The organism is Polaribacter sp. SA4-12, from assembly GCF_002163675.1.
Taxonomy (GTDB): Bacteria; Bacteroidota; Bacteroidia; order Flavobacteriales; family Flavobacteriaceae; genus Polaribacter.
The window spans coordinates 2,312,608-2,337,313 of record NZ_CP019334.1; the positions used below are offsets into that span (position 1 = coordinate 2,312,608).

The 24,706-nt window shown below is 28.8% G+C and carries 25 protein-coding genes; 7 read left to right on the plus strand and 18 right to left on the minus strand.

Annotated elements, in window-relative coordinates; all coding sequences use genetic code 11:
- Nucleotides 1-16 precede the first annotated feature (16 nt).
- The 12 genes from BTO07_RS10030 to rplU all read right to left on the minus strand — a co-directional run bounded on the left by BTO07_RS10030 (nucleotide 17) and on the right by rplU (nucleotide 10,706).
- Entirely contained in the window at nucleotides 17-481 is a 465-nt protein-coding gene (locus BTO07_RS10030) for a hypothetical protein (protein ID WP_087521098.1), read from the minus strand.
- Between the two features lie 49 nt (nucleotides 482-530).
- Entirely contained in the window at nucleotides 531-1,640 is a 1,110-nt protein-coding gene (locus BTO07_RS10035; RefSeq protein WP_087521099.1) for an NTP transferase domain-containing protein, read from the minus strand.
- Nucleotides 1,641-1,729: 89 nt separating this feature from the next.
- Nucleotides 1,730-2,203: a cyclic pyranopterin monophosphate synthase MoaC gene (gene moaC / locus BTO07_RS10040; protein WP_087521100.1), complete on the minus strand. Its 474-nt coding sequence runs from the start codon at nucleotides 2,201-2,203 to the stop codon at nucleotides 1,730-1,732.
- Nucleotides 2,203-3,447 (minus strand): molybdopterin molybdotransferase MoeA, encoded by a 1,245-nt coding sequence (locus tag BTO07_RS10045; protein ID WP_087521101.1) that lies wholly within the window; start codon nucleotides 3,445-3,447, stop codon nucleotides 2,203-2,205. Before BTO07_RS10045 ends, moaC begins: the two co-directional genes overlap by 1 nt.
- 81 nt (nucleotides 3,448-3,528) lie before the next feature.
- A complete protein-coding gene (gene moaA / locus BTO07_RS10050) occupies nucleotides 3,529-4,521 on the minus strand; it encodes a GTP 3',8-cyclase MoaA (protein WP_087521102.1) in 993 nt (330 codons plus the stop codon).
- A complete protein-coding gene (locus BTO07_RS10055; protein ID WP_087521103.1) occupies nucleotides 4,522-4,935 on the minus strand; it encodes a YeeE/YedE family protein in 414 nt (137 codons plus the stop codon).
- A 94-nt stretch (nucleotides 4,936-5,029) separates the two neighbouring features.
- Nucleotides 5,030-5,587, minus strand: coding sequence for a YeeE/YedE family protein (locus BTO07_RS10060; protein WP_087521104.1), 558 nt, complete (start codon nucleotides 5,585-5,587; stop codon nucleotides 5,030-5,032).
- 1 nt (nucleotide 5,588) lies between these two features.
- Entirely contained in the window at nucleotides 5,589-6,821 is a 1,233-nt protein-coding gene (locus tag BTO07_RS10065; RefSeq protein ID WP_087521105.1) for a 3-deoxy-D-manno-octulosonic acid transferase, read from the minus strand.
- Nucleotides 6,822-7,072: 251 nt separating this feature from the next.
- The gene (locus tag BTO07_RS10070) at nucleotides 7,073-7,795 is read right to left on the minus strand and encodes a LytR/AlgR family response regulator transcription factor (protein WP_087521106.1); all 723 of its coding nucleotides are present in this window, start codon (nucleotides 7,793-7,795) and stop codon (nucleotides 7,073-7,075) included.
- Between the two features lie 97 nt (nucleotides 7,796-7,892).
- Nucleotides 7,893-9,809, minus strand: a complete 1,917-nt coding sequence (locus BTO07_RS10075) for a sensor histidine kinase (RefSeq protein WP_087521107.1) — start codon at nucleotides 9,807-9,809, stop codon at nucleotides 7,893-7,895.
- Nucleotides 9,810-9,929: 120 nt separating this feature from the next.
- Nucleotides 9,930-10,190 (minus strand): 50S ribosomal protein L27, encoded by a 261-nt coding sequence (gene rpmA, locus BTO07_RS10080; protein WP_087521108.1) that lies wholly within the window; start codon nucleotides 10,188-10,190, stop codon nucleotides 9,930-9,932.
- Nucleotides 10,191-10,217: 27 nt separating this feature from the next.
- A complete protein-coding gene (rplU, locus tag BTO07_RS10085) occupies nucleotides 10,218-10,706 on the minus strand; it encodes a 50S ribosomal protein L21 (protein WP_087521109.1) in 489 nt (162 codons plus the stop codon).
- Between the two features lie 265 nt (nucleotides 10,707-10,971).
- Between rplU and BTO07_RS10090 the strand changes: the two genes are divergently transcribed.
- Both BTO07_RS10090 and BTO07_RS10095 read left to right on the plus strand, forming a co-directional pair.
- Nucleotides 10,972-12,279, plus strand: coding sequence for a M16 family metallopeptidase (locus tag BTO07_RS10090; protein ID WP_087521110.1), 1,308 nt, complete (start codon nucleotides 10,972-10,974; stop codon nucleotides 12,277-12,279).
- Nucleotides 12,280-12,287: 8 nt separating this feature from the next.
- Nucleotides 12,288-14,336, plus strand: coding sequence for a M16 family metallopeptidase (locus BTO07_RS10095; RefSeq protein ID WP_087521111.1), 2,049 nt, complete (start codon nucleotides 12,288-12,290; stop codon nucleotides 14,334-14,336).
- A 70-nt stretch (nucleotides 14,337-14,406) separates the two neighbouring features.
- On the opposite strand, the gene BTO07_RS10100 is transcribed toward BTO07_RS10095, so the two are convergent.
- Nucleotides 14,407-15,282 carry a DMT family transporter gene (locus BTO07_RS10100; RefSeq protein WP_087521112.1) on the minus strand — a complete coding sequence of 292 codons (876 nt, stop codon included), beginning with the start codon at nucleotides 15,280-15,282 and terminating at the stop codon, nucleotides 14,407-14,409.
- A 136-nt stretch (nucleotides 15,283-15,418) separates the two neighbouring features.
- On the opposite strand from BTO07_RS10100, the gene BTO07_RS10105 reads away from it, so the two are divergent.
- The gene (locus tag BTO07_RS10105; RefSeq protein WP_087521113.1) at nucleotides 15,419-15,970 is read left to right on the plus strand and encodes a heavy-metal-associated domain-containing protein; all 552 of its coding nucleotides are present in this window, start codon (nucleotides 15,419-15,421) and stop codon (nucleotides 15,968-15,970) included.
- 71 nt (nucleotides 15,971-16,041) lie between these two features.
- Here BTO07_RS10105 and BTO07_RS10110 read toward each other — a convergent pair whose 3' ends face one another.
- Complete coding sequence (locus BTO07_RS10110; protein WP_087521114.1) at nucleotides 16,042-17,583, minus strand: glycine--tRNA ligase; 1,542 nt, start codon at nucleotides 17,581-17,583, stop codon at nucleotides 16,042-16,044.
- A gap of 127 nt (nucleotides 17,584-17,710) precedes the next feature.
- Between BTO07_RS10110 and BTO07_RS10115 the strand changes: the two genes are divergently transcribed.
- The 3 genes from BTO07_RS10115 (at nucleotide 17,711) to BTO07_RS10125 (ending at nucleotide 21,207) form a co-directional block, all read left to right on the plus strand.
- Entirely contained in the window at nucleotides 17,711-18,397 is a 687-nt protein-coding gene (locus BTO07_RS10115; protein ID WP_087521115.1) for a ComF family protein, read from the plus strand.
- A 55-nt stretch (nucleotides 18,398-18,452) separates the two neighbouring features.
- Complete coding sequence (locus BTO07_RS10120) at nucleotides 18,453-20,075, plus strand: Ig-like domain-containing protein (protein ID WP_232457007.1); 1,623 nt, start codon at nucleotides 18,453-18,455, stop codon at nucleotides 20,073-20,075.
- 337 nt (nucleotides 20,076-20,412) lie between these two features.
- The gene (locus BTO07_RS10125) at nucleotides 20,413-21,207 is read left to right on the plus strand and encodes a THC0290_0291 family protein (protein WP_087521117.1); all 795 of its coding nucleotides are present in this window, start codon (nucleotides 20,413-20,415) and stop codon (nucleotides 21,205-21,207) included.
- A 210-nt stretch (nucleotides 21,208-21,417) separates the two neighbouring features.
- On the opposite strand, the gene BTO07_RS10130 is transcribed toward BTO07_RS10125, so the two are convergent.
- Nucleotides 21,418-21,873 (minus strand): DinB family protein, encoded by a 456-nt coding sequence (locus BTO07_RS10130; protein ID WP_087522605.1) that lies wholly within the window; start codon nucleotides 21,871-21,873, stop codon nucleotides 21,418-21,420.
- Nucleotides 21,874-21,913: 40 nt separating this feature from the next.
- On the opposite strand from BTO07_RS10130, the gene BTO07_RS10135 reads away from it, so the two are divergent.
- Complete coding sequence (locus tag BTO07_RS10135; protein ID WP_087521118.1) at nucleotides 21,914-22,261, plus strand: arsenate reductase family protein; 348 nt, start codon at nucleotides 21,914-21,916, stop codon at nucleotides 22,259-22,261.
- 20 nt (nucleotides 22,262-22,281) lie between these two features.
- On the opposite strand, the gene BTO07_RS10140 is transcribed toward BTO07_RS10135, so the two are convergent.
- The 3 genes from BTO07_RS10140 to BTO07_RS10150 all read right to left on the minus strand — a co-directional run bounded on the left by BTO07_RS10140 (nucleotide 22,282) and on the right by BTO07_RS10150 (nucleotide 24,560).
- Nucleotides 22,282-22,758, minus strand: a complete 477-nt coding sequence (locus BTO07_RS10140; protein ID WP_087521119.1) for a DUF4252 domain-containing protein — start codon at nucleotides 22,756-22,758, stop codon at nucleotides 22,282-22,284.
- An 87-nt stretch (nucleotides 22,759-22,845) separates the two neighbouring features.
- Nucleotides 22,846-23,829 carry a glycosyltransferase family 4 protein gene (locus tag BTO07_RS10145; protein ID WP_087521120.1) on the minus strand — a complete coding sequence of 328 codons (984 nt, stop codon included), beginning with the start codon at nucleotides 23,827-23,829 and terminating at the stop codon, nucleotides 22,846-22,848.
- A gap of 11 nt (nucleotides 23,830-23,840) precedes the next feature.
- Entirely contained in the window at nucleotides 23,841-24,560 is a 720-nt protein-coding gene (locus tag BTO07_RS10150) for a hypothetical protein (protein WP_232457008.1), read from the minus strand.
- Between the last annotated feature and the right edge of the window lie 146 nt (nucleotides 24,561-24,706).

Consider the following 24,706-nt stretch of genomic DNA (forward strand, 5'->3'; position numbering starts at 1 on the left):
TTAAAGTTACTCAAATTTAGTCAATTTTTATTCTTTTAGTTTTCATTGTTAGTAAGTCATCAAAATCGCCATCTTCATCCCAATCATACTTACTTTTCCCTACAAACCCATCTTCAGTTTTTGTTATAAAATAACTCACTTTTAAATCTCTACCTCCATAATGAAAAGCTACAGTTAAAGAATCATTTACCACATTCCACTTTCCTACAGAATTAGAGACATGATCTCCTTTTCTGTTTTTAAACCAAGCAGAAAAAGTACCATCTTTGTTATATTTAGATTGTGCAACTAACTCTGGATTATTATCAAATGTATCTTCATACACCTGCAAAGAATCGGTTTTATTTACAGTGAACATTTCTATTTTTAAATAGGTAGTTTCCCAACTATCAACCATAAATTCTTTCGTAGAAAGTTCTGGTTCACAACTCGCAAAAAGTATTCCAAAAAGAGTAATAAAAAATAAATTCTTTGTTTTCATTTTTAAATTAAGTTTATTCTAAAATATGCATGTCTTTAACACCTCTAATTTACAACTTATTTATCTCGTTTTTAGCAGTATCAAAGTCTATAGGAGTATTAATATTTCTGATAAAATCATCATCAATTTCAACAATTTCTACATCAGAATTAATTAATACTTTTCTAGGACAAGAATATCCTTGTGCTAAATATTGTAATAAAATAGGATACGCTTTTGGCTCATAAATAGTAATTAAAGGCTCTGGAAACTCATTTCCCTTTCCTTTAATTGCAGTTGCAATTTTACTTGGATTTCTATGTTTTAATAATTGCTGAACTACTTCATCATTTATAAAAGGAACATCCGTGGCTAAGACAAACCAAGCAGCATTTGGGTCTTTTTGAAAAGCAGAACATATTCCTCCAAAAGGGCCTAAATTCAAAAATTTATCATGAATTTCATATTCGTTTTCTGATGAATTTTGAACTGAATAAAAGGTTTCTAAATTATTGTTTTCTAACAATTCTTTTGCAACTTCCTTTTGAGGTTTTCCAAAATAATCTAATTCAGATTTATCTTGCCCCATTCTTGTGCTCTTGCCACCAACTAAAACCAACCCTTTTACTGGCGCAATTTTTTCTTGAATAAGATTATGAATGTGATTTGAAATTTTATCAACCTCATCAATTGTATAGCATGTAATATTTTTTATCTGTGCATATTTCTCCTCTAAGAACGAAAAATACTCCGTCTCTTTTTTCAACCTTACAACAAACTGAATGCTATCTAACTGCTCTAATCTTTTTAAAACGGAAGCTTCTTTTGCTTCATCTAAAATTAAAATTTGTTTTGCTCCTTGATAATGATTACCATTGATAAAAACATAATCATATTGTGCAAATTGTAAACGTTGTTCAAACTTATTTACGTTTCCATAAGTTGTAATTTGCAAGTTTCCTTGATGATGAAAAGTAAATTCTGATAACTTATTTTCAGCAACATCTTTTGCGTGAGAAGCATCAAAATATGCCAATTTATAGTTTGATAATCTCTCAGAAATTTTATGGACTAAATCTGAAATAATACCACAATTTGTTCCTAGAAATGCTATTTCATTAGGAGCAAAAGTATCATTATCTCTTCTTTCTAAATTTGTATGTTTTTTATGTTTTTTCATCTTATGTAGAACTTTTTTTAAATCCTCTTTGTCCGTTCGAGCGCAGTCGAGAACTATTCATTACCTCTCGACTGCGCTCGAGGTGACATTTAATTATTAATATCCGATTTCCCTCCAGTTTTAACTAGCAATTTTACTTCTTTAATTATCATCTCCTGACTGATACTTTTACACATATCATAAATAGTTAAACAAGTAATATTTGCACCCGTTAAAGCTTCCATTTCTACACCAGTTTTTCCTGTAATCGTAACTTCACAAAAAACTTCTATATTTTCAGAATCTATAATATTGATATCAATATCAACTCCATTAATCAATAATGGATGACACATTGGTATCAATTCTGATGTTTTTTTAACACCTTGAATTCCTGCAATAATTGCCGTTTGAAAAACAGGTCCCTTTTTAGTGATTAACTCATCATTTGTAAAATGAACAATTACTTCTTTCCCTAAAAACATTGTTGCTTTTGCAATTGCTGTTCTTTTGGTAATTTTCTTATCAGAAACATTTACCATTTTAGGATTTCCTTTTTTGTTTAAATGACTGAATTCACTCATTATCTATATCTTATTATAGGAAAAATATCTCCTTTTTTAAACGTGGTTATATCATCTGGTAATTGAATAAAAGCATCTGTTTTTACCAAACTCCCTAAATCTCCAGATCCATTTCCTGTAATTGGAGTTGCAATTAAATGTCCAAATCTAGAATTTAATTTCACTTGTAAAAAGTACGTTAAACTCGGTTTAAAAGTAACATCTGCTGATAAAATTGCAGTTTCTTTTTCAACTTCTAATCCTACTGATTTGTAATACCAAGGATAAAAATACGCTAAACAATTTACAAATGTAGAAATCGGATTCCCAGGAAATCCGAACACAATTGTTTTCTTGCAATTATTATCTTTTTCATTCGGATAAACATTCTGTTCACTAATACTTAAAGAAGCTGCGCTTCCGAACCAGAAAGGTTTCCCTGGTCTTTGAGTAATTTTATGAAACAGTTTTTCTACACTTAATTCATCAAAAACTTCTGGTAAAAAATCGAACTTACCTTTACTAACTGCTCCACTAAAAAGCAATACATCATATTCTTGTAAAAAGCTTTTAATTTTAGATTTTAAAATAGGTTTATCATCTGTTATATGTGCTGTTTCTGAAGGAATATTTAATTTCTCTAACAAAGAAACTAAGGTAAAAACATTGCTTCTTCTTATTTGATGTTCTAGCGGAATTTCATTTACACCAACCAATTCATCACCTGTAGAAACAATCATTACTTTTGGTTGTTTTGCTACTTTTACAAACGATTTACCAACAGTTGCTAGAACTCCTATTTCTGCTGCTGATATTTTGGTGTTTTGCTTGATTAATAAATCGCCAACTTTACCGTCTTTTCCTTTATTATGGATGTTTTGCCCATCATTTAATGAATCTACATTAATCGTTGCTACTCTATTTTCGATAGTTACATCTTCGTATCTAATAACAGTGTTTGCATTGTTTGGTAAAACCGCGCCTGTCATCACTTCAATACAATTTTCAGCGTTATTTAAAGTGATTTGTTTACTTCCCGCAGCTTGAATACCTTCAATTTCAAAGCTTCTTTGTCCGTTTTTGAATGAAGTATAATCAATTGTAATTCCATCCATAGAAACTCTATTGAATGGAGGAAAATCTCTATCTGCGAGAATATCTTCTTTTAAAATTCTACCAACTGATTTTATAAACGGAATTTCTTCAACTCCAGAACCTTGAGTTGAATTTAAAACAGTTTCTAAAGCTTTTTCTACTGAAATCATTTGTTAAAAACGTTTAAGTGTTTATTTGTGTAATTGTTCAAGTGTTTTACACAATTAAACAATTACACGATTAAACTTTTACTATCCTCCAATTGTACTCATACTTTCAGAAGCGCCACCATCTTTTCTATTTGCTTCTGCTATAAAACCATTTTCTGGCTTCTCTTTTACTAAACCTAAAAAGAGTTCTTTTAAATCGTCATTAGAAGCTCCTTTTCGTATAAAATCTCGAAGATTAAAAACACCATCATCAAACAAACAATTTTTAAAAGTTCCTGTACTCGTAATTCTAATTCTATTACAATCTCCACAAATAGTTCTTGTAAAAGCTGGAATAATACCAACAGAACCTAAATGATTATCAATTGCATAATTTCTTGATGTAGATGATTTTCCTGAGTAAACCTCAGTAACATCAAACTCAGTTTTTATCTCGTTTAAAATCTTTTTAAAAGTCCAATTCTCTTGCATATCGCGTTGCCCTTTTCCATTAAAAGGCATTTCTTCAATAAAGCGTACTGCAACATTTTTATCTTTTGTCAGTCTTACAAAATCGACTATTTCATCAGTATTAAAACCAGATTGTACAACTACATTCAGTTTTAAATTTAAACTACTTTTTTCTAGGATTTCAAATGTTTTATAAACTTCCGGAAAAACGTCTCTTCTAGTAATTTTCGCAAACTTTTCTCTATGTAAACTATCTATACTTAGGTTGATTTTTTTAACTTTTTCTAATTTTTCAATTTTAGAAATATGATGAGAAATTAAAGCGCCATTTGTTGTTATATTAATTTCATCTAACAAATCATTATAAGACAACATTTCTAAAAAACCAACAAAATCTTTACGAACAAAAGGTTCTCCGCCTGTTAAACGTACTTTATTTACCCCCAATTCTGTTAACACACGAATTAAACGATACATTTCTTTAAAAGAAAGTAACTCTTGTCTTGGAACAATATCAATTCCTTTAGCAGGCATACAATATTGGCAACGCAAATTACAGCGATCTGTAACTGCCAATCGCACATATTCCATTTGTCTTCCAAAATTGTCTACTAATTTACTCATCTAGTTTGGTAATTTTTTACTCACTAATCCATAAATGAAAGCTCCTAAAACTGCTCCTAAAAGTACAATTAAAATTGGTAAAAAACCTTGACCAATAAGTACATATAATGGACCTGGACAAGCACCCGATAAAGCCCAACCTAAACCAAAAATGGTTCCTCCAAGAATTGTTTTTATATATCCTTTTTCCTTTTCTTGTACAATAACTTGATTTCCTAAATAATCTTTAATTACTCCTTTTTTAAAGAGTTGCATTAATACAATTCCGATAACAACTGCGCTACCAATTACACCATACATATGAAAAGATTGAAACTTAAACATTTCGTAAATTCTGTACCAAGAAACTACTTCTGTTTTACTTAAAATGATTCCGAATAAAACTCCTATTATTAAAAATTTAATATTTTTCATTTAAACATATTTTCAAATTTACTATTAACTTCTCGACTGCGTTCGAAATGACATAATAAACAATTATCTATTTTTACTTAATGCCAACTATTGGCTAAAAAATTAAAGGGATTAAAAACCACGTCATTATTAAACCACCAATAAAAAACCCAATTGTTGCTAATAAAGAAGGGAATTGTAAACTACTTAAACCTGTAATTGCATGACCAGAAGTACAACCTCCTGCATAACGAGTTCCAAAACCAATTAAAACTCCAGCGCCAATTAAAATTAAAAATCCTTTTACAGTTAGTAAACTTTCTAAACTAAAAATTTCTTCTGGTAAATAAGAACTTCCTGCATTTGCAAAACCTAAATCGGCTAATTCTATAACTGTTTCTGGGTTTAAATCTATTGCTTGAGATTGCATTAAAAATTCTGAAGAAATAAAACCTCCAATAATAATTCCTGCTACAAAAAATAAGCTCCATTTTCTTTCTTTTAAATCTACTTTAAAATAATCAGAAATTTTCCCTGCTCCACCAATTGTACAAAAAGTTTCTAAACTTTTAGAAACTCCAAATGCTTGTCCAAAATAGAAGGTTAAAAATAGTACAAAAGCAATTAGTGGCCCACCAACATACCAAGGCCAAGGTTGTGTAATAAACTCCATTTTATATTGTATTCTTTAAATAATTCATAATTAATTTCGTTGCCCCAAAGTTATCTTGAATATACCTTTTATTGATAACTCCCGTTAATCTTCTAAAGTTTTCATCTTTTTTTAACTTGATAAAACTCTCTGTAAATTCTTCTCCGTTTTTAATAGAAATACAACCTCCTATTTTAACCAAATCTACAGCTTCTTTAAATTTGTCGTATTTATTTCCAATCACTACAGGAATTCCGAAAGTTGCTGGTTCTAAAATATTATGTAAACCTGTTTTTAAACCTCCTCCAACATAAGCAATATCTGCTGCTGCATAAATTTTGGTTAAAATTCCGATTGTATCAATTATAAATACAGTGTATTCTGACAGGTTTTTATCAGCTTTAGCTGAAAATAAAACAGTTTTTTTATTGATAGATTTCTGTAATTCTAAAATAGCTTCTTGCTTAATATTATGAGGTGCTATAATAAACTTCTCATCTTCTAATGCAGTATTATTTATGTAATCAACCAAAAACGCTTCTCCTTCTTGCCAAGTACTTCCTGCTACAATTGTGTATTTATTGTTTTTAAATTCATTAATAAAATCAAGAGAATTATCTTGCTCTAAAATCTTAGAAACTCTATCGAAACGCGTGTCTCCTGCAACTGTAACATTATCAAAATTAATTGAATTTAATAATTTCTTAGAGTTTTCATCTTGAACAAAAAAGTGATGAAAGGCTTTTAAAGAGTCTTTCATAAAACCACCATAACTTTTAAAGAATAATTGCTTTTCTCTTAAAACACCAGAAACTAAAATTGTTGGAATTTCTTTTAACTTTAACTCATTTAAAAGATTTGGCCAAAACTCATACTTTATAAAAACTGCCAAAGAAGGATTCACTTCTTTTATAAATTTTCTTGCATTCGATTTAGAGTCTAAAGGCAAATAACAAATTACATCTGCTAAATTATAGTTTTTTCTGATTTCATATCCTGAAGGTGAAAAAAAAGTAACTAAAATCTTATACTCAGTATAGTGTTTTTTTAATTCTTCGATGATAGGTCTGGCCTGCTCAAACTCACCTAAAGAAGCTGCATGAAACCAAATAGTTTTTGAATTCTTTAATTTAGAGATTTTAGAAAACGTTTCATTTCTTCCATTAATAAATAATTTAATTTTTTTATTAAACAACGCTATTATTGGCAGCAAAAGAGAAGTAATAAAAACGACAAAATTGTATAAAAATTTCATAACTGCAAAAGTACGAAATAGTAGTAAGTAAGTTTGAATAAATTCACTGCATAAAAAAAAGCTACCCAAAAAAAGAATAGCTTACATATTATTGCACGAATTTAGTTTTATAGTCAACATCACATTCCCCCGAAAAAATGTTGAAAAACAATCTAAATCGTACTCAAATGTACATTAAAAGAAAGTTCTAACATCTAAAAATGTTCTAAACAGCTTTATATTGTTCTAAAAACCAACTAATTATTGATTTACTAAATTAAATTAATTCTTTTTACGATATCTTCCTTATATTTCTTTCCTATTGGAATTTCCTCACTTAAAATCTTAACAGATGTTTGTGTTATTTGAGATAAATACTTGGTATTTATAATAAAACCTCTGTGCACTCTAACAAAATTATCATTTAGTTTTTCTAAAATATCATTCAAACTTGTTCTTACAACCATTTTCTTATTAGATTTTAAAACAATCTCAATATACACATGTGAACTTTTTAGATACAAAATATCATCAAAATGTATTTTGCTATAAGACCCTTTATCTTTTACAAAAAGTGAATCTTTAATTATTAGATTTTCAGTATCTACCTCACCAATTTTTTTAGAAAAATTATGAAGTGCTATTTCAATAGATGTATATAGTTCATCCTTAGAAAATGGTTTTACCAAATATGCAGGAGGCATTACCTCTTTAGCTAAATTTACTGTAAATGCATCTGAATTAGATGTGAGAAAAATAAAAGGAAAGTTATAAGATTCTTTAATCTTTTTTGCAATATCTATTCCTGTTTTTTTTCCAGACAATTGAATATCTAAAATAGCAATATCTGGTTTTTCTTCTTCTATTCTAAGTATTGCTTCTGTATAATTTATTGCTGGTTCTAAAGCTTTATAACCTAAACCATCTAAAGCATCACAAATATTATCTGCAATAATCACCTCATCTTCAACAACTAAAATCTTCACTTTACTCATAGGGATCTTTCAATTTTACACTAAAATATGAATTCCAAAAAGAAATGATACCAAACTATTCTAAAATGTTCTAAAGAGTATAATTACTGTTCTAAAACTAATTTACTAATTGTCTTGCGCTACTATCTTTAAAATGAATTTCGAATTTTGCTCCTTTTTTATTAGTTTGCTCTAAAGTTCCATGCAGTTGTTTTACCAATCTATTTACCAAACGTAAACCTAAACTTTTAGCCTTTTTTACATCAAGATTTTTAGATAAACCTGGTCCATTATCTTCGATCACCAATTTATAATCATCATTATCTTCTTTGTGAATTGAAATTGATAAATTATTTTCTTTATCATTTCTAAAGGCATATTTATAAGAATTCGTAATTATTTCATTTATAATTAACCCCAAAGGAATTGCTGTATCTACATCAAACATCATGTCCTCCGAAGAAACAGTAGTTTTTACATTGTCTTTTGAAGAATACATTGATGATAGCTCTTTTATTAAAGTTCTTATATATTCATCAAAATCGATTAATCCACCTTCGTTTTGATATAATTTCTGATGAATTAAAGCCATCGATTTTACTCTATTCTTTCCTTGATTTGCTAATTCTAATGCTTTTTCATCTTCAATTCCCTTAGTTTGCAACTCAAGTAAACTTGATACAATTTGAAAGTTGTTTTTTACTCTATGATGCACTTCTTTAACCAATAACTCTTTCTCTTTTAATGTTTTTTTTATAATACAATTCTTCTCTTTTAGTTCTCCTGATTGTTTTTTTATTTTTCTTAAGACGACTAATGTAATTATTAATAGAATGATGGCTAGAAAAGCAATAACACTATAAAGTGTTGTTTTTTCTTTTTCATGTGCTATTTCCTTTTCCTTTTCTTTTACTGCCTGTTCAGTTCTAAAACTAGCTAAGGATTTAGATAAATCTTCTGCGTATATCTTTCTTGTAATTATAATTGCTTCATCTTTATAATTAATAGCTTCATTTAAAAAACCATGAGAAACCAAAGCTCTAGAGCCATTATTTATGAGGTGAAAAAAATCATTTGGATTTAAATCTTTACCTAACTTTTTAAGTTTAGATATAAGTTCCGGTACACTTTTAACATTAAACTTATTAAATATTTCTATTTTTTGTGGCGAACCCACGTCTAATCTCGAAACTAACTTTGCATATAGTGAATACGTATTTATTCTTACAGATGGGTTTTCATACAACTCATTAATAAGTAATACTACTTTTTTATTGTTTTCTCCTTTGTAAATATATGCATCAATTAAATGTTCTACTGTAGCATGATAATAAGATGACGTTTCTGGTAACTCTTTTTCTAGCTTAAGACTTTTTTCACTAACATCAATATATTCTTGTAGTTTCCCTTCAATAATTAAAAAATCTGAAAGATGATATAAGAAAACAATTTGTAATTTTTTGCTATTTAATTTTTTTGCAGCTTCTAAACTTTCTAGACATAATTTTTTTCCATTTTCTACATCATTTTGAATTTGATACATTACAATAGGATGCGTCTTAATTTTAGTCTTTGCTATTAAAACATCTCTATCTGTATCTTTAAATTTATTTACATAATCCTCTAAACTTTTTTGTATTTCTGAAGCTTCATTTAAACCTACTTCATCTCTCAATTTAGAAACTTGAGTCCATTTATTTTCTACATAATCTAAATCAATCTTTTCCCCTAAAGGTTCTTTGACATTATTATTAATAAACTCTGAAACTCTTTTATACTTGATTGATTGTCTATTACCAAGTCTAGAGGTAAATATGTAGTATTCTTTAGAAGAAACCTCTTTTTTGTCTATTATTTTCTGCAGAATATCTTTATACGATTCATCTTTAACTGATTTTAGATAATAATTAGCAGAATCTAACTTTTTTTCTAAAATAAACGCTTCAACTTTATGAGTTGCGTTTATTGCAGGTTCTTTTTGCCCAAAAGAATTAAATGCTATTAGAAATAAAATGATGTTTAAAAATGATTTCATTTGAAGAGAATTAAGTGCCCTAAATTTAATTAAATAAAAGCAGCAATTGTTATAAAACAAAAAAATCGCTTAAACAAATAATTGCTTAAGCGATTTTAAATCTTTTAAAAGCTAAATTTCTTAAGCTTCAAATGGAGTAATAGATACATAAGATCTATTATTTCTTTTCTTACGGAATTCTACAACACCGTCAACTTTTGCATGTAAAGTATGATCTTTACCCATGTAAACGTTTTCTCCTGGATTGTGAGTTGTTCCTCTTTGACGAACAATAATGTTCCCTGCAATTGCAGCTTGTCCTCCAAATATTTTTACACCTAGTCTTTTCGATTCTGATTCTCTACCATTCTTCGAACTACCTACTCCTTTTTTATGTGCCATGATCTTATGGTTTTAAAATTGAAATTCTTATTTAGTTAAAGCCTCAATTAATTCAACTTTCTTTAAAGAAGTATACCCAGAGATACCTTGTTCTTTAGCAGCTGCTTTTAATTCTGCAACAGTCATAGAACTATAATCTGTTGTAGCTTCTCCTTTTACTTCAGCTTTAGGAGCAGACTCCTTTTTAGCTGATTTTTTAGCACCAGAAGTAGCGATAGATTCAATCTGAATCTCACTTAAATACTGTCTGTGTCCATTTTTCTTAATATAACCTTTTCTTCTTTTCTTCTTGAAGACGATTACTTTATCACCTTTTAAGTGACTTAAAATTTGAGCTGTTACTGAAGCTCCTTCTATAGCTGGGGCGCCAATTGTAACGTTACCTTTTTCATCAATTAAAAGTACATTATCAAAAGTTACTTTTGATCCTACTTCTCCTTGTAAACGGTGAACGTAAACTTTTTGGTCTTTTGCAACTTTAAACTGCTGCCCTGCCATCTCTACGATTGCGTACATACTATTTGTTTTGCGTATTAATACTAATTATTTTGCATTATCCTAATGAAAATGCGGGTGCAAATATACACCTTTTTTAGAACTTACCAATATAGTTTTCATAAATAATTCAATCAAAATCAAGATAATAAAACTCATTTTTAACTTTATATTCTTCAAAAAAAATTATTTTTGGGAACAATTAAAATTGTTTGATTCAAAAATGTAACAAATTCATTACATCAGCGTCAAACAAAATATCAAATATTAATTAAAAAAAAATTAAATGAAGAAGAATTTTTTATCCCTTACTTCTGCTTTTTTAGTAGCATTTTCTTTAAATGCTCAAAAAGTTGAGTTTGAAGAGTACAAGTTAGACAATGGAATGCACGTAATACTGCATCAAGACAAATCTGCACCAGTTGTTATTACCTCAGTAATGTATGGTGTTGGTGGTAAAGATGGTGATAGAAAAAGAACTGGTTTCGCACATTTCTTTGAACACCTATTATTTGAAGGTACAGAAAACATCAAAAAAGGAGAATGGTTTAAAATTGTTTCTTCCAATGGAGGAAAAAACAATGCAAATACTTCTCAAGACAGAACCTATTATTATGAAATATTTCCTTCAAACAAACTAGAGTTAGGTTTATGGATGGAATCTGAACGCTTATTACACCCAATTATTAAACAAGAAGGTGTAGATACTCAAAACGAAGTTGTAAAAGAAGAAAAAAGACAACGTACAAGAGCATATTCTAATATTTTACCTGAAATTTCTAAAAACATATTTAAAGTACATCCATATAAAGATCCAAATGTTGGATACATGGATCATTTAGATGCTGCTACTTTAGAAGAATTTTTAGCATTCAATAAAAAATATTATGTACCCAATAATGCTACTTTAGTGGTTGCTGGTGATATTGATTTTGCTACAACCAAAAAAATGATAGAAGATTATTTTGGACCAATACCAAGAGGTGCTGATGTAGTAAGAAGTTTTCCGAAAGAAGAACCAATTACAGAAGAGTTTAAAGCAACAGCTTATGATGAAAACATTCAAATACCCGCAGTAATTGCTGCTTATAGAACTCCTTCTTTTAAAACAAGAGATTCTAAGGTTTTAGATATGATTTCTTCTTATTTAAGTGTTGGTAAAAGTTCTATTCTTTACAAGAAAATGGTTGACAAGAAGAAAATGGCTTTAGCTGTACAGGCTGTAAATATTAGTCAACAAGATTATGGTATTTACGCACTTTTTTCTCTTCCTTTAGGTAAAGTAGCTTTAACAGACTTGGTTAATGAAATGGATGAAGAGATTGTAAAAATTCAAACGGATTTAATTTCTGAAAAAGCATATCAAAAATTGCAAAATCAATTCGAAAATAATTATGTAAATTCTAACTCTAGTGTTGTTGGTATTGCAAATTCTTTGGCTAGATATCATACTATGTATGGAGACACAAATTTAATTAATTCGGAAATAGATGTGTATAGATCTATTACTCGAGAAGAAATTAGAGAAGTTGCAAAGAAATACTTAAATAAAAATCAGAGATTAATCTTAGAATATTTACCTACGAAAAAATAATATAAAAGATGAAAACAAAAATATTATCAATAATAGCACTTATAACAATATCTTTTGCCACAACTGCGCAAATAGACAGAAGTAAGATGCCTACTCCAGGACCAGATCCTGTAGTAAAATTAGGAAAAGCAAAAAAGTTTTCTTTAAAGAATGGTTTAACAGTAATTATGGTAGAAAACCATAAATTACCAAGAGTTTCTGCTACTTTAAGAATAGACAACAAACCATATTCTGAAGGCAATATTGCTGGAGTTTCTGATATAATGGGTAGTTTATTAGGTAGAGGAACTACAAACATCACTAAAGATGAATTTAATGAAAAGGTAGATTTCTTAGGTGCCAATGTAGGTTTCTTTAGTTCTGGAGCTTCTGCAAGATCATTAAAAAAATATTTTCCTGAAGTATTAGGTTTAATGGCAGATGGTGTAAAAAACTCTCAGTTTACTCAAGAAGAATTTGATAAAGAAATAAAAGTAACTTTAGAAAGTTTAAAAACTCAAGAAAAAGATGTTCCTGCAATTGCTAGAAGAGTAGAACGTATTTTGGTGTATGGTAAAAATCATCCTTCAGGAGAACACACAAGTAAAGAAACTGTAAATAACACAACGTTAGCAGATGTTAAAAATAACTTTAACACCTATTACAAACCTAACAATGCGTATCTAATTATTGTTGGAGACATAAACACTAAGCAAACAAAAAAGTTAGTGAAAAAGTTATTTTCTGATTGGAAAAAAGGAGAAATTCCTGTATCTAATTTCCCAAAACCAGAAAACGTTTCTACTACAGAAATCAACTTTGTAAACATGTCAAATGCAAAGCAATCTGAGGTTGTTGTTGTTAATACTACAGATTTAACATTAGGAGATAAAGATTATTACGCTGCATTATTAGCTAATAAGATTCTTGGTGGCGGTGGTTCAGCTAGACTTTTTCAAAACTTAAGAGAAGACAAAGCATACACTTATGGTTCTTACTCTAGAGTTAGTCAAAGCAGATATACAGGTGCTTTTAGAGCTACTGCAAGCGTAAGAAATGTTGTTACTGATAGTTCTGTTGTAGAAATTCAAAAAGAGATAAGTAAAATTCGTTCTCAGAAAGTAACTGAAAAAGAATTACAAGATGCTAAAGAAGAATACATTGGTAGTTTTGTAATGGATGTTCAAAAACCTGCAACTGCAGCAAATTATGCATTTAACATTGCTCTTTATGATTTACCAGAAGATTTTTACGCAAATTATATTAAAAATATAAATTCTGTAACTGTTGATGACGTTCAAAACGCCGCAATAAAACATTTTAAAGGTGATAACGCTAGGATTGTAATTACGGGTAAAGCAATAGATGTACTTGACAATCTTGAAAAAGGTGATTACGCTATTAAATATTTTGATAAATACGGAAATCCTACTGAGAAACCAGAAATGATAATTCCAATTCCAAAAGGAGTTACTGCTGCAACTGTTGTAGATAAATATATAGATGCAATTGGTGGAAAAGACAAATTAATGGCTGTAAAATCAATAGTAATGACTTCTGGAGCAAAAGTACAAGGAATGGATATTTCTTTAGTAGCAAAAACTGCAGCACCAAATAAATCTTCTGTAGTTGTTTCTGGAATGGGGCAAGTTTTATCAAAAATGGTTTTTGATGGAGAAACTGGTTATCAAGAAGCACAAGGAAGAAAAAAAGAAATGAGTGCAGATGAAATAGTAAAAGCAAAAGCGAAAAATGTAATTACTGAAGAATTAGCATACAAAAATGGAGAACTTTTAAGAATCGAACCTTTAGATGGTAAAAAAGTTTATGTTATTAAACATAATGACACAGAAATCTTTTTTGATGTAAAAAGCGGATTAAAAGTAAAAGAGGTGAAAATTGTTAAAACTCCGGATGGTAAAGAAGTTAGAGTACCAACTGTATTTTCAAATTATAAAGAAGTAAACGGAATGAAATTTCCATTTACAATTGGACAAAAAATGGGTCCTATGGATTTAAATTTTGAAGTAACTGATATTAAAATTAACGAAGGAGTTTCTGACGTAGATTTTAAATAGATTATTAAAATTAAATAACATTAGAAAGAGTCAAAACTTCGGTTTTGGCTCTTTTTTTTTGCCTTAAAACTTACTTCTTCTTATTCACTAAATAAACTCCTATTAAAATAATAACTCCACCAAAAACCTGAATAATGCTCAATTTCTCTCCATCTAACACTCCCCAAAAAATTGCTACTAATGGAATTAAATAAGTTACAGAAGATGAAAAAACTGGATCTGAAATATGAACCAATTTATTATAAATAGTTTTTGCAATACCAGTACCTACAACTGATAAAATAGCTAAATAACCAAGAGACTTCATTAAAACCTCATTTCCTGAATCAAACGTTTTAAAGAAATCGGTACAACCTAAAACAATCGTTGCTGGTATAATCAACAATAAAAAATTACCCGTTGTAATTGCCAAAGCATCTAAATCATACAAATATTTTTTTATCATATTTGCGTTAAAAGCATAACCTACAGATGCAATAATAATCAACAAAGCATACCAATAGTTTTGATCCGGATTTAAATCAGCTCCTTTTAATATTAAAATTGAAGTCCCCACTAAACCTATTAGTATACCATATAATTGGGCTTTCTTAAAATAAAAACCAAATACAATTGCACCAAAAATCAAAGTATTAAAAGGTGTAAATGAATTTAAAATAGATACAATTGAGCTATCTATAGTTGTAATTGCAAACGCAAATAGAAAACCTGGTATAAATGTACCTGCTAGTGCTGTATAAGTAATATATTTCCAATGCCTTTTTTTAATTCTTTTAATTGAAGGAAAAGCTACAGAGAGTAAAAAAATAGCTGTAAATATCATTCTTAAAGCACCTAACTGAATAGGTGTTACACCTAAAAGGGCTTTCTTCATTAAGATAAAAGAACTACCCCAAACTAGTGAAAGAATAATAAGGTAAAACCACTTTTGTTGTTGATTATTCATTTTTATAAAAATATTTTGTAAAAATCCGATAAAACTTTAAAAGTCAGCTCTTTTATTAATAAATTTGTGAAATAATCTTATCATTTAATCTAATGACACTCTCAGAGGGTTTTTGTGAAAAATTAAATCTAAATATATGAAGACTAAAAAAATATTATTTTCTGTTGCTATTGCTCTTTTTATCCTAACTGGATGTAAAAGTGAAGCAAAAAAAGAAGTTCTACCTGTTGATAAACAAAATGTTTCTTTAGCTATTTCTGGAATGACTTGCGAAATTGGTTGTGCAAAGACAATTCAATCTAAATTATCTAAGAAAAAAGGTGTTTTAGACGCTAAAGTTATATTTAAAGATAGTATTGCGAATGTAGAATTTGATGCAAATACAACTTCTAAAAAAGACTTAATTGCTTTTGTAGATGGTATTGCAGGAGGAGAATTATACAAAGCATCTGAAAATGCGCAAAGCTGCAAAGGAAAAAACAAAGCAAACTGCGCTAACAAAAAAGACTGTAAAAAAGCAGATTGCAATAAAAAAGATTGCAGTGCTGATAAAAAATGTGATACTAAAAAACAATGCAAGCCAGATTGTAAAAAAGCTTGTTGTTCTGCAGATAAAAAATCTGATACTAAAACAGCTTGTAAAGCAGACTGTAAAAAAGAATGTTGTGCTAATAAAAAGACAGCATAATAACTACTCTTAAAGAAAAAAGCGCTAAATCTTAATTAAGATTTAGCGCTTTTTTTGTTATTAAAATTTAATTACATTTTCTGTAACCAAGTTTTTACAGCAACTTCTGCTTTAATAATATCTTTTAAATCAGCAATTGCAACTCTTTTTTGCTCCATAGTATCTCTATGTCTAATAGTAACACATTTATCTTCTAAAGTGTCATGATCTACAGTAATACAAAATGGCGTTCCAGCAGCATCTTGACGTCTATAACGTTTACCAACAGCATCTTTTTCATCGTAAAAAACGTTAAAATCCCACTTTAAATCATCCATAATTTCACGAGCAACTTCTGGCAAACCATCCTTTTTAACTAAAGGAAAAATAGCTGCTTTAAAAGGTGCTAAAACTGCAGGTAATTTTAAAACAGTTCTTGATGTACCGTTTTCTAGTGCTTCTTCTTGTAATGAATTAGAAAAAACTGCTAAAAACATTCTATCTAAACCGATAGACGTTTCTACAACATAAGGTGTATAACTTTTATTTTCTTCATGATCAAAATACTGTAATTTCTTACCAGAAAATTCTTCATGTGCTTTTAAATCAAAATCTGTACGAGAATGAATTCCTTCTAACTCTTTAAATCCGAAAGGAAAATTAAACTCAATATCGGCAGCTGCATCAGCATAATGTGCTAATTTATCATGATCGTGAAAACGGTAGTTCTCTGCTCCCATCCCTAAAGACAAATGCCATTTTAAACGCGTTTCTTTCCATGCATCATACCATTCTTTTTGAGTTCCTGGCTTTACAAAAAATTGCATTTCCATTTGTTCAAACTCACGCATTCTAAAAATAAATTGTCTTGCAACAATCTCGTTTCTAAAAGCTTTACCAGTTTGTGCAATTCCAAAAGGAATTTTCATTCTACCCGTTTTTTGCACGTTTAAGAAATTTACAAAAATTCCTTGAGCAGTTTCTGGGCGTAAATATAAATCCATTGCAGTTTCTGCAGAAGCACCTAATTTAGTACCAAACATTAAATTGAACTGTTTTACATCTGTCCAATTTCTAGAACCTGTTAAAGGATCTGCAATTTCTAATTCTTCAATTAGCAACTTAACATCAGCTAAATCTTCACTTTCTAAAGATTTACCCATTCTTGCTAAGATTGAATTTATTTTTTCTTGATAACCAACAACTCTTCCGTTGGTTGCAATAAATTCTTCTTTATTAAAAGCATCACCAAAACGTTTTTCAGCCTTCGCAACTTCTTTGTTTATTTTCCCTTCTATTTTAGCGCAGTAATCTTCAATTAAAACATCTGCTCTATAACGTTTTTTAGAATCTTTATTATCAATTAAAGGATCGTTAAAAGCATCTACGTGACCTGAAGCTTTCCAAGTTGTTGGATGCATTAAAATTGAAGCATCTATACCTACAATGTTTTCATGCATTTGCACCATTGCTTTCCACCAGTAATCTCTAATATTTTTCTTTAGCTCAACTCCATTTTGAGCATAATCGTAAACCGCACTTAAACCGTCATATATTTCAGAAGACTGAAATACATAACCATATTCTTTAGCGTGCGATAAAACTTTTTTAAATTTATCTTCTTGTTTTGCCATAATGAGCGCAAAGATACACGTTTACAGAAATTTTTCAAGAAAAACCTTTCAAGTTTTTTAAGCTAAAGACTCAACTATTTAATATTGATATTTTTACTTATCTTTAAAATGAATTGCTAAGAAAAATATGAGGATTTTAAAAAATTTCTTTAGGATATTTTATCCTGAGTTATGTGCTAATTGTGATAATCAGCTGGCTCAAAACGAAAATACTGTCTGCACTTTTTGTAGGCACGACTTACCTTTAACCAACTTTACAAACTATTCTAATAATAAAATAACAAAAACTTTTTACGGTAGAATCATTATAGAAAAAGCAAATACATTACTTTTTTATCGAAAAGAAGGAATTACTAAAAAGCTAATTCATGAACTTAAATATAAAGGAAATGAAGAAATTGGAACGTTTTTCGGCAATTGGTTAGGAGAAATTATAAAACAAAACAATGAATTTTCTGATATTGATTTGATAGTTCCTGTTCCTTTACATCCAAAGAAATTGAAAAAAAGAGGTTATAATCAAGTTTCAAAATTTGGTAAGAAGTTAAGTGATCACTTAGAAAAACCATTTTTAGAAAACGAACTATTGAGAACCTCAACATCAAAAACTCAAACTTTTAAGGCTCGTTTTGAACGATTTAATAATAATGATACCAAATTTCAGTTAAAGAATACATCAAACTTAAAAGACAAACATATTTTATTAATTGATGATGTAATTACTACGGGTGCAACTTTAGAAGCTTGTGCAAAAGAATTACAAAAAACTGAAGGTGTAAAAATTAGTATTTTAACAATGGCGTATACAGAGTAAAATTTATGATTTTTAAATGAAAAATATATTGTTAATTTGTATAAAATTTACTTTTGTGAAACCATTTTTTAGATTTATTATTTTTAGCCTTTCAATTATTTTATTATCTAATTGTGCAAGAACAGGAAGACCAGAAGGTGGCCCAAAAGATGAAGATGCTCCTTTGTTTATAACCTCTAACCCACCTTATGAAACTATTAATTTTGATAAAAAAGAAATAGAATTAGAGTTTAATGAATTTATAAAATTGAAAGAATTAAACAAACAACTTATTGTCTCTCCACCTTTAAAAAGCCCTTTATTGGTAACACCTCAAGGATCTGCAAGTAAAACTTTAACTTTAAAAATTCTTGATACATTAAATGAAAACACTACTTATATTATAAATTTTGGTAATGCTATTGAAGATAATAATGAAAGTAATAAACTAGAAAGCTTTAAATACGTCTTCTCTACAGGAAGTTATATCGATTCACTTACAACTTCTGGAGAAGTTAAAAACTCGTATTTAGACATAAAACCTAAAAACATCAATGTTTTATTGTACAAAATAGATAGTACTTTTACTGATTCTATTGTTTTTAACAAGAAACCAAATTATATTACAAATACCTTAGACACTTCTTTTTATAATTTAACTAATCTAAGAGAAGGAAAATATTTAATGATTGCTTTAAAGGAAACTACAAATGATTATCTTTTTAACTCAAAAGAAGATAAAATAGGTTTTTTTACTGATACTATAACCTTGCCTAGAGATAGTATTATTAAAAAACCAATTATACTTTTTAAAGAAACACAACCTTACAATTTTAAACGTGGAAAAGAAATTACAAAAGGTAAGATTGCTTTTGGTTACGAAGGGGAAATAACAGATTTAAAAGTTAAAATTATTTCTGACACACCTAAAGATTTTAAAAGTATTTCAAAATTTGAAATAGATAAAGACACACTTAACTATTGGTTTACACCTATTGAAGCAGATTCATTAAACTTTATAGTTACCAACGAAAAATTCATAGATACAATTACTGTTAAGCTTCGTAAGAAAAAGACAGATTCACTTCTTTTAAGTTCATCAATAGGAAGAACACTTCATTTTAGAGACACTATTTTTATTAGAGGAAATAATCCGCTTGTAAAAATTGACACAAATAAAATTACACTTACTGATAAGGATACATTAGCTGTTTCATATTCTAGTTATATTTCTACCAAAGAAAATAAAATTGCGTTACTTTTTAAGAAAGAACCACAACAGGCCTATTCATTAAATATACTTCCTTCTGCTATTTTTGATATTTTTGAACAAAAAAATGACACTTTAAACTTCAACTTTATCACAAAAGAAATTGAAGATTACGGAAGAATTACAATGAACATTGAAAACGAAACTTCTCAAAATTTAATTATTGAGCTTTTAGAAGGAAAAGATAAAGACAAACTTATTGAAAGAAGATTTATCTCGAATTCTAAAGAAATTCAATTCAATCTTCTAGAACCTAAAACATACTTTGTTAGAGCAATTATAGATGAAAATAAAAATAATAAATGGGATACTGGAAACTACCTATTAAAACAGCAACCTGAAAAAATTATTTATTTTTCTGAAGAATTAGAGGTAAGAGCTAATTATTACTTAGACGGAAACGTCTTCACAATTAAAAGTTTACAATAGACTTTGTTGTTATAAAAAAATTACTTTATCTTTGATGCTCACTTTAAGACCCCTAAATCTTGAAAACCCCTATAACAATTACAAAAATAATTGTTTCTATTCTAGAATTTAAGGCTCAACACATCACCAATAATATTGGGACATTTGTTGAATCTACTAGTTTACAAACAGATTACAGACAAAGAAGAAATTTTTCTTTTGCATGGAACAACAATGGAAAGACATTTTCTATTGCACACTATCTTAGTTTCTATCACAATCCTATAAGATCGGGTCCTCATGACATAATTTATAACCTCCTATTACTTTAATTTTTTTACTTTAAGACCCCTAAATCTTGAAAACCCCTATAACAATTATTTTTTTTGTAATTGTTTCTATTCTAGAATTTAAGGCTCAACACTTAACCCATGATATTGGGACATTTGTTGGATCTACTAGTTTACAAACAGATTACGGGCAAAGAGGAAACTTTGCCAGCGAATGGAATAACAATGGAAAGACATTTTCTGTTGCGCACTACCTTAGTTTTTATAACAATAATATAAGGTGGGATCCACATGATGTGATTCATAACCACTTAATGGTTAAGACAGAATTGCAATATCTTAAAAATGCTGATTTTCGGCATTATGGTGAATGGGCACAACGTGATTCCTATGGAGGCGAACAACTGAGAGCCATGAAAGGCACAATACGAATGTTAGATGTTGGTTTAAGCGTAGAATATTTTTTGTATCCACTAGAAGAATTTGTGTATCCTTATAGTAATACCTTGTTCAATCCTTTCGTTACATTTGGAGTAAAATATTCCTTTTTTACAAATAGTTTAACTTCTGACTTAGGAGACTGGCATGAAGATATTAGTGTTTTACCTCAAAAATACACGCTTAAGAACGCCTTAGATATTGGTGATGGTGAAGCTGTTTCTTTAAGTTTTGGCTTGGGAACAAGATATAAGTTAGCTCCAAAACTTGATTTAGTTGCACAATTTACATATCAATATTTCTTTTCTGATACTATTGATGGTTTACAAGCGCCAGTTGTTGAAAACAAAAATAATGAATGGTTACTAAATATTCAGTTTGGTTTGGTTTATCATCTAAACTATAATACACCATTATTCTATTAAAAATATCCCCCAAAGAATTTAAATAATCCCTAAATTATTTAAATAAAAAAAAGAGAGCCAATTGGCTCTCTTTTTTTATGTTTTTAATATTGTTCTACTGCTTTTTCTTTTCTATAAGTTGGCAAAATGGTTTAGCCCAGATTGAACGGTCTGTTTGAGCTCTTTTTTGTTTTTACAAAAAAAGCGAGTAGTGAAAGCTGGAAATAGCTTCTATAAAAATTTCTTAATCGATCTAATAATTCCGTAGTGGATTCCTTCATGGAAATTATTAAAAGCAATTGCGTTTTCTATTGAACTTAAAACGAAACCTGTACTTGTAGGATATTCGGTATAATTCTCAAAAATACCTGCTTCAAAATCTTCTTGTAACGTATCTGGCAAGCCCATTAACAATTCTTTTACCTCTTCAAACTCTTCTTCTGTAAAGGTTTTAGTTGGTGAAGTTCCTTTTTTGTGAGCGTCAATTAAATCGTCTGGACATAAACAGTTTAAACCAGATAATTTATAATGCAAAACTTGTTGTGTAACTACTAAATGTGCGACATTCCAAGCAATATTATTTTTAAACCCTGTAGGAATTGTATGAATTTGCTCTAAAGTTAATCCTTCTAGTTCTTTTAAAACGAGATCGCGAGATTTTCTTAAAACATCAAATTGTATTTTCATTTTTATGTGTAATTTTGAACTGTAAATATAATCCATAAAAATGAAGAAAGTATATTTTTTACAAACTTGTGATACTTGCCGTAGAATTTTAAAAGAGGTAAATACGGATGGTTTTGAACGACAAGAAATAAAAGCAAACAATATTACTGCTACTCAATTAGAAGAAATGTATACACTTTCTGGTAGTTATGAAGCACTTTTTAATAAACGCGCAAATCTATATAAGTCTATGGATTTAAAAAATCAGGTTTTGTCTGAAGCTGATTATAAACAGTTTCTTTTGGATGAATACACGTTTTTAAAACGTCCTGTTTTTATTGTTGATAAAGAAATTTTTATTGGAAATAGTAAAAAAGTAATTGAAAATTTAAAAGAGAAGATCGGTTAAATCTTCTCTTTTAAGCTTTTTTATTTTGATGAGATATTTATATCCGAAGAAGAGATCATAGCAGCTAATTCGTCTTTTGTTATTTTAGTTTTTACACCAAATAGCACCAATTTATCATTATCACTATTTGTTCTTATGATAATTTCTCGGATGTAATCATTCTTTTCAATAAAATATAATTCGGCTTTACTTCCATTATCTTTTACTCTGGCAAGCGTTTTTAGCTTGTTCTTTCTTCTGAATTTTTTAAAGTCTGTTGCAATAACATTGTCTTCATTATCAAAAATCATCAATTTAAAATCGCTAGATTTTTTTATGATATTCATTAAATCGCCATCATTTTCATCATCTAAAAATGAACCTGCTAATGATGCTGATAAATTAATTGAAAAAGTTGATTTGTCTTTATTGACTTGGTAGAACTTTTTAAATGCTGCTTCTTGTGCAGAAACAGTAGTAATTAAAAGTGCGAAAAAAATTGTTGCTAAATGTTTCATAATAGTCGGTTTTATAATTTGAAGACGACTAACTAAAGAGTTTGTTACAATTCCTTATTTTTAGAATTCATTTATCAATCCTAAAAACTAACTTTTTTGATACACTTTCATTAAGTTTTCTGCTTCTTTCTTAGCACTCCAATTTTTTAAAATTTCTTCTCTAGCTTGTTTTCCTAGATGTGGAATTTCATTATTTATCGATTTAGACATCAGTTCTTCTAATTCAGAAACGTCACCTGCTTCAAATAAATAGCTGTTTTTAGAATGTGATATTAATGATGAATGAACGCCAACATTTTTAGTTGCAATTACAGAACAACCACAAGACATTGCTTCTGCTGTTACTAAAGAAAATCCTTCTGAAAAACTTGGAACAACGGCAATTTTTGATGCTTGATAATAAGAAATAATATCTGAAGTTTCATCAACAAAATAAACTTGATTTTCTATCTCGTGCTTTTTTGCGATTACTTTAAGTTCTTCTAAAAAAACAGGTTTATCAATTTTACCAACAATTACTAACGCCCAATTGCTATCCTCTTTTAAAACCTTTGCAGCTTCCAATAAAACAACTTGCCCTTTTGCTTTACGAACTCTTCCTGCACATAAAATAATATTTTCTTGTTGAATATCCGGGAGCTTTTTAGTGCTATCTGGTAAGAATAAATCAACATTTACTCCATGACCAACAATTGTATTTTCTAAACCTAATTTTTCACTCATACTATTAATCAGCGTAACAACATTGTCTGCACTTTTTAATAGTTTTAAAGTAAGTTTAGATGGTTTAGTTTCTGCATGACGTGTAGCAATCAATTTAAATTTTGCGCCAAATGCTCTATAAATAAGCATTCTAATAATTTCGTTATTTCTATGGCAATGAACCACAACTTCTCTCTTAGAAAATAACAATGATTTTAGTTTTGATGAAGAAATTTTATTTCCCTCAACATTATAACCATAAATATAATTTTCGAACTTTTCATCAAAAAAAGGCAGTACATTTTCTATACTTCTGGTAACTCCAGTTCTGCGCTTATGAAAATGTGTATGTATTAAAATTGGTTTCAATATATAAGGTTTTAAGCAAATTTACGTTCTACAATTTCTATAAATCGAGTTTCTAACTCTTCTTGCTGAGACCAATCGTAATCTGGTTTCACCATTTTATTAATAAATTTCTTTGCTTCTTTTTCTGTTGCATACGTATTTAATTGAGAAACGACTCTATTAAAATCTTCTTGACTTCCTTCAAACAAATTCTTTACAAAAGCGATTCTATCATTTAACCCTATTTGAATGTTTGTTGCCAATCTATCGTTTAAAGATTTTGGCGCAGGAATATCAAACAATGTAGCTAATTGATCTACAGAAATAGTGTCTTGTAATTCTTCTTCTAAAGATAATACTTTATTTTTTTCAACCTTAACAACATCATCAATAAGCTCAGTTACAGGTTTTTCTTTAGAAAGCATTAACTCTTCTAATTCATCAAAAGGTTGTTCAAGAATTTCTTCATTTTTAACCTCTACCTTTACTTCTTCTACAATTTCTTCTTTTATCTCCAAAACCTCTTCTAATTGATGAACGACTGTTTCAACTTCATCTACTGTTTCTATAATATCTTCTTTAGAATCCTTTAATTGAAAAGCGTTTTCTACTGTAGAAATCACTTCTTCTTTAGTCTGTTTTAAGTTTGGTCCAGAGTTAACATATTCTTCAACAAATGCTAAAACGGATAATTTTTCATAAATTTCCTTCGATTTTTGCTTTAATAAAAACACATTCTCTTTATTTTTCATTTGTAAGATGCTGTGTGCTAAACTTATTAAATCCGATTCCAGTTTTTTGTGCATAAGTTGTAAGTTGAAGTTATTTTTTACTCGTAAATATTCATAAATTTGTTGAAAGTCAAAGTAACATCAAATTTAATATTCTAATGCCTAAA

What these genes read in the sequence shown, in the direction of transcription:
- BTO07_RS10140 (WP_087521119.1), bottom strand. Translation starts at nt 22,758, where the DNA reads ATGAAACATTTAGCAACAATTTTTTTCGCACTTTTAATTACTACTGTT.
- BTO07_RS10070 (WP_087521106.1), bottom strand. Translation starts at nt 7,795, where the DNA reads ATGAGTAAAGTGAAGATTTTAGTTGTTGAAGATGAGGTGATTATTGCA.
- BTO07_RS10115 (WP_087521115.1), top strand. Translation starts at nt 17,711, where the DNA reads ATGAGGATTTTAAAAAATTTCTTTAGGATATTTTATCCTGAGTTATGT.
- BTO07_RS10060 (WP_087521104.1), bottom strand. Translation starts at nt 5,587, where the DNA reads ATGGAGTTTATTACACAACCTTGGCCTTGGTATGTTGGTGGGCCACTA.
- rpmA (WP_087521108.1), bottom strand. Translation starts at nt 10,190, where the DNA reads ATGGCACATAAAAAAGGAGTAGGTAGTTCGAAGAATGGTAGAGAATCA.
- BTO07_RS10105 (WP_087521113.1), top strand. Translation starts at nt 15,419, where the DNA reads ATGAAGACTAAAAAAATATTATTTTCTGTTGCTATTGCTCTTTTTATC.
- BTO07_RS10095 (WP_087521111.1), top strand. Translation starts at nt 12,288, where the DNA reads ATGAAAACAAAAATATTATCAATAATAGCACTTATAACAATATCTTTT.
- rplU (WP_087521109.1), bottom strand. Translation starts at nt 10,706, where the DNA reads ATGTACGCAATCGTAGAGATGGCAGGGCAGCAGTTTAAAGTTGCAAAA.
- moaA (WP_087521102.1), bottom strand. Translation starts at nt 4,521, where the DNA reads ATGAGTAAATTAGTAGACAATTTTGGAAGACAAATGGAATATGTGCGA.
- BTO07_RS10075 (WP_087521107.1), bottom strand. Translation starts at nt 9,809, where the DNA reads ATGAAATCATTTTTAAACATCATTTTATTTCTAATAGCATTTAATTCT.
- BTO07_RS10100 (WP_087521112.1), bottom strand. Translation starts at nt 15,282, where the DNA reads ATGAATAATCAACAACAAAAGTGGTTTTACCTTATTATTCTTTCACTA.
- BTO07_RS10035 (WP_087521099.1), bottom strand. Translation starts at nt 1,640, where the DNA reads ATGAAAAAACATAAAAAACATACAAATTTAGAAAGAAGAGATAATGAT.
- BTO07_RS10135 (WP_087521118.1), top strand. Translation starts at nt 21,914, where the DNA reads ATGAAGAAAGTATATTTTTTACAAACTTGTGATACTTGCCGTAGAATT.
- BTO07_RS10110 (WP_087521114.1), bottom strand. Translation starts at nt 17,583, where the DNA reads ATGGCAAAACAAGAAGATAAATTTAAAAAAGTTTTATCGCACGCTAAA.
- BTO07_RS10055 (WP_087521103.1), bottom strand. Translation starts at nt 4,935, where the DNA reads ATGAAAAATATTAAATTTTTAATAATAGGAGTTTTATTCGGAATCATT.
- BTO07_RS10150 (WP_232457008.1), bottom strand. Translation starts at nt 24,560, where the DNA reads ATGAAAAATAAAGAGAATGTGTTTTTATTAAAGCAAAAATCGAAGGAA.
- BTO07_RS10130 (WP_087522605.1), bottom strand. Translation starts at nt 21,873, where the DNA reads ATGAAAATACAATTTGATGTTTTAAGAAAATCTCGCGATCTCGTTTTA.
- BTO07_RS10065 (WP_087521105.1), bottom strand. Translation starts at nt 6,821, where the DNA reads ATGAAATTTTTATACAATTTTGTCGTTTTTATTACTTCTCTTTTGCTG.
- BTO07_RS10030 (WP_087521098.1), bottom strand. Translation starts at nt 481, where the DNA reads ATGAAAACAAAGAATTTATTTTTTATTACTCTTTTTGGAATACTTTTT.
- moaC (WP_087521100.1), bottom strand. Translation starts at nt 2,203, where the DNA reads ATGAGTGAATTCAGTCATTTAAACAAAAAAGGAAATCCTAAAATGGTA.
- BTO07_RS10045 (WP_087521101.1), bottom strand. Translation starts at nt 3,447, where the DNA reads ATGATTTCAGTAGAAAAAGCTTTAGAAACTGTTTTAAATTCAACTCAA.
- BTO07_RS10090 (WP_087521110.1), top strand. Translation starts at nt 10,972, where the DNA reads ATGAAGAAGAATTTTTTATCCCTTACTTCTGCTTTTTTAGTAGCATTT.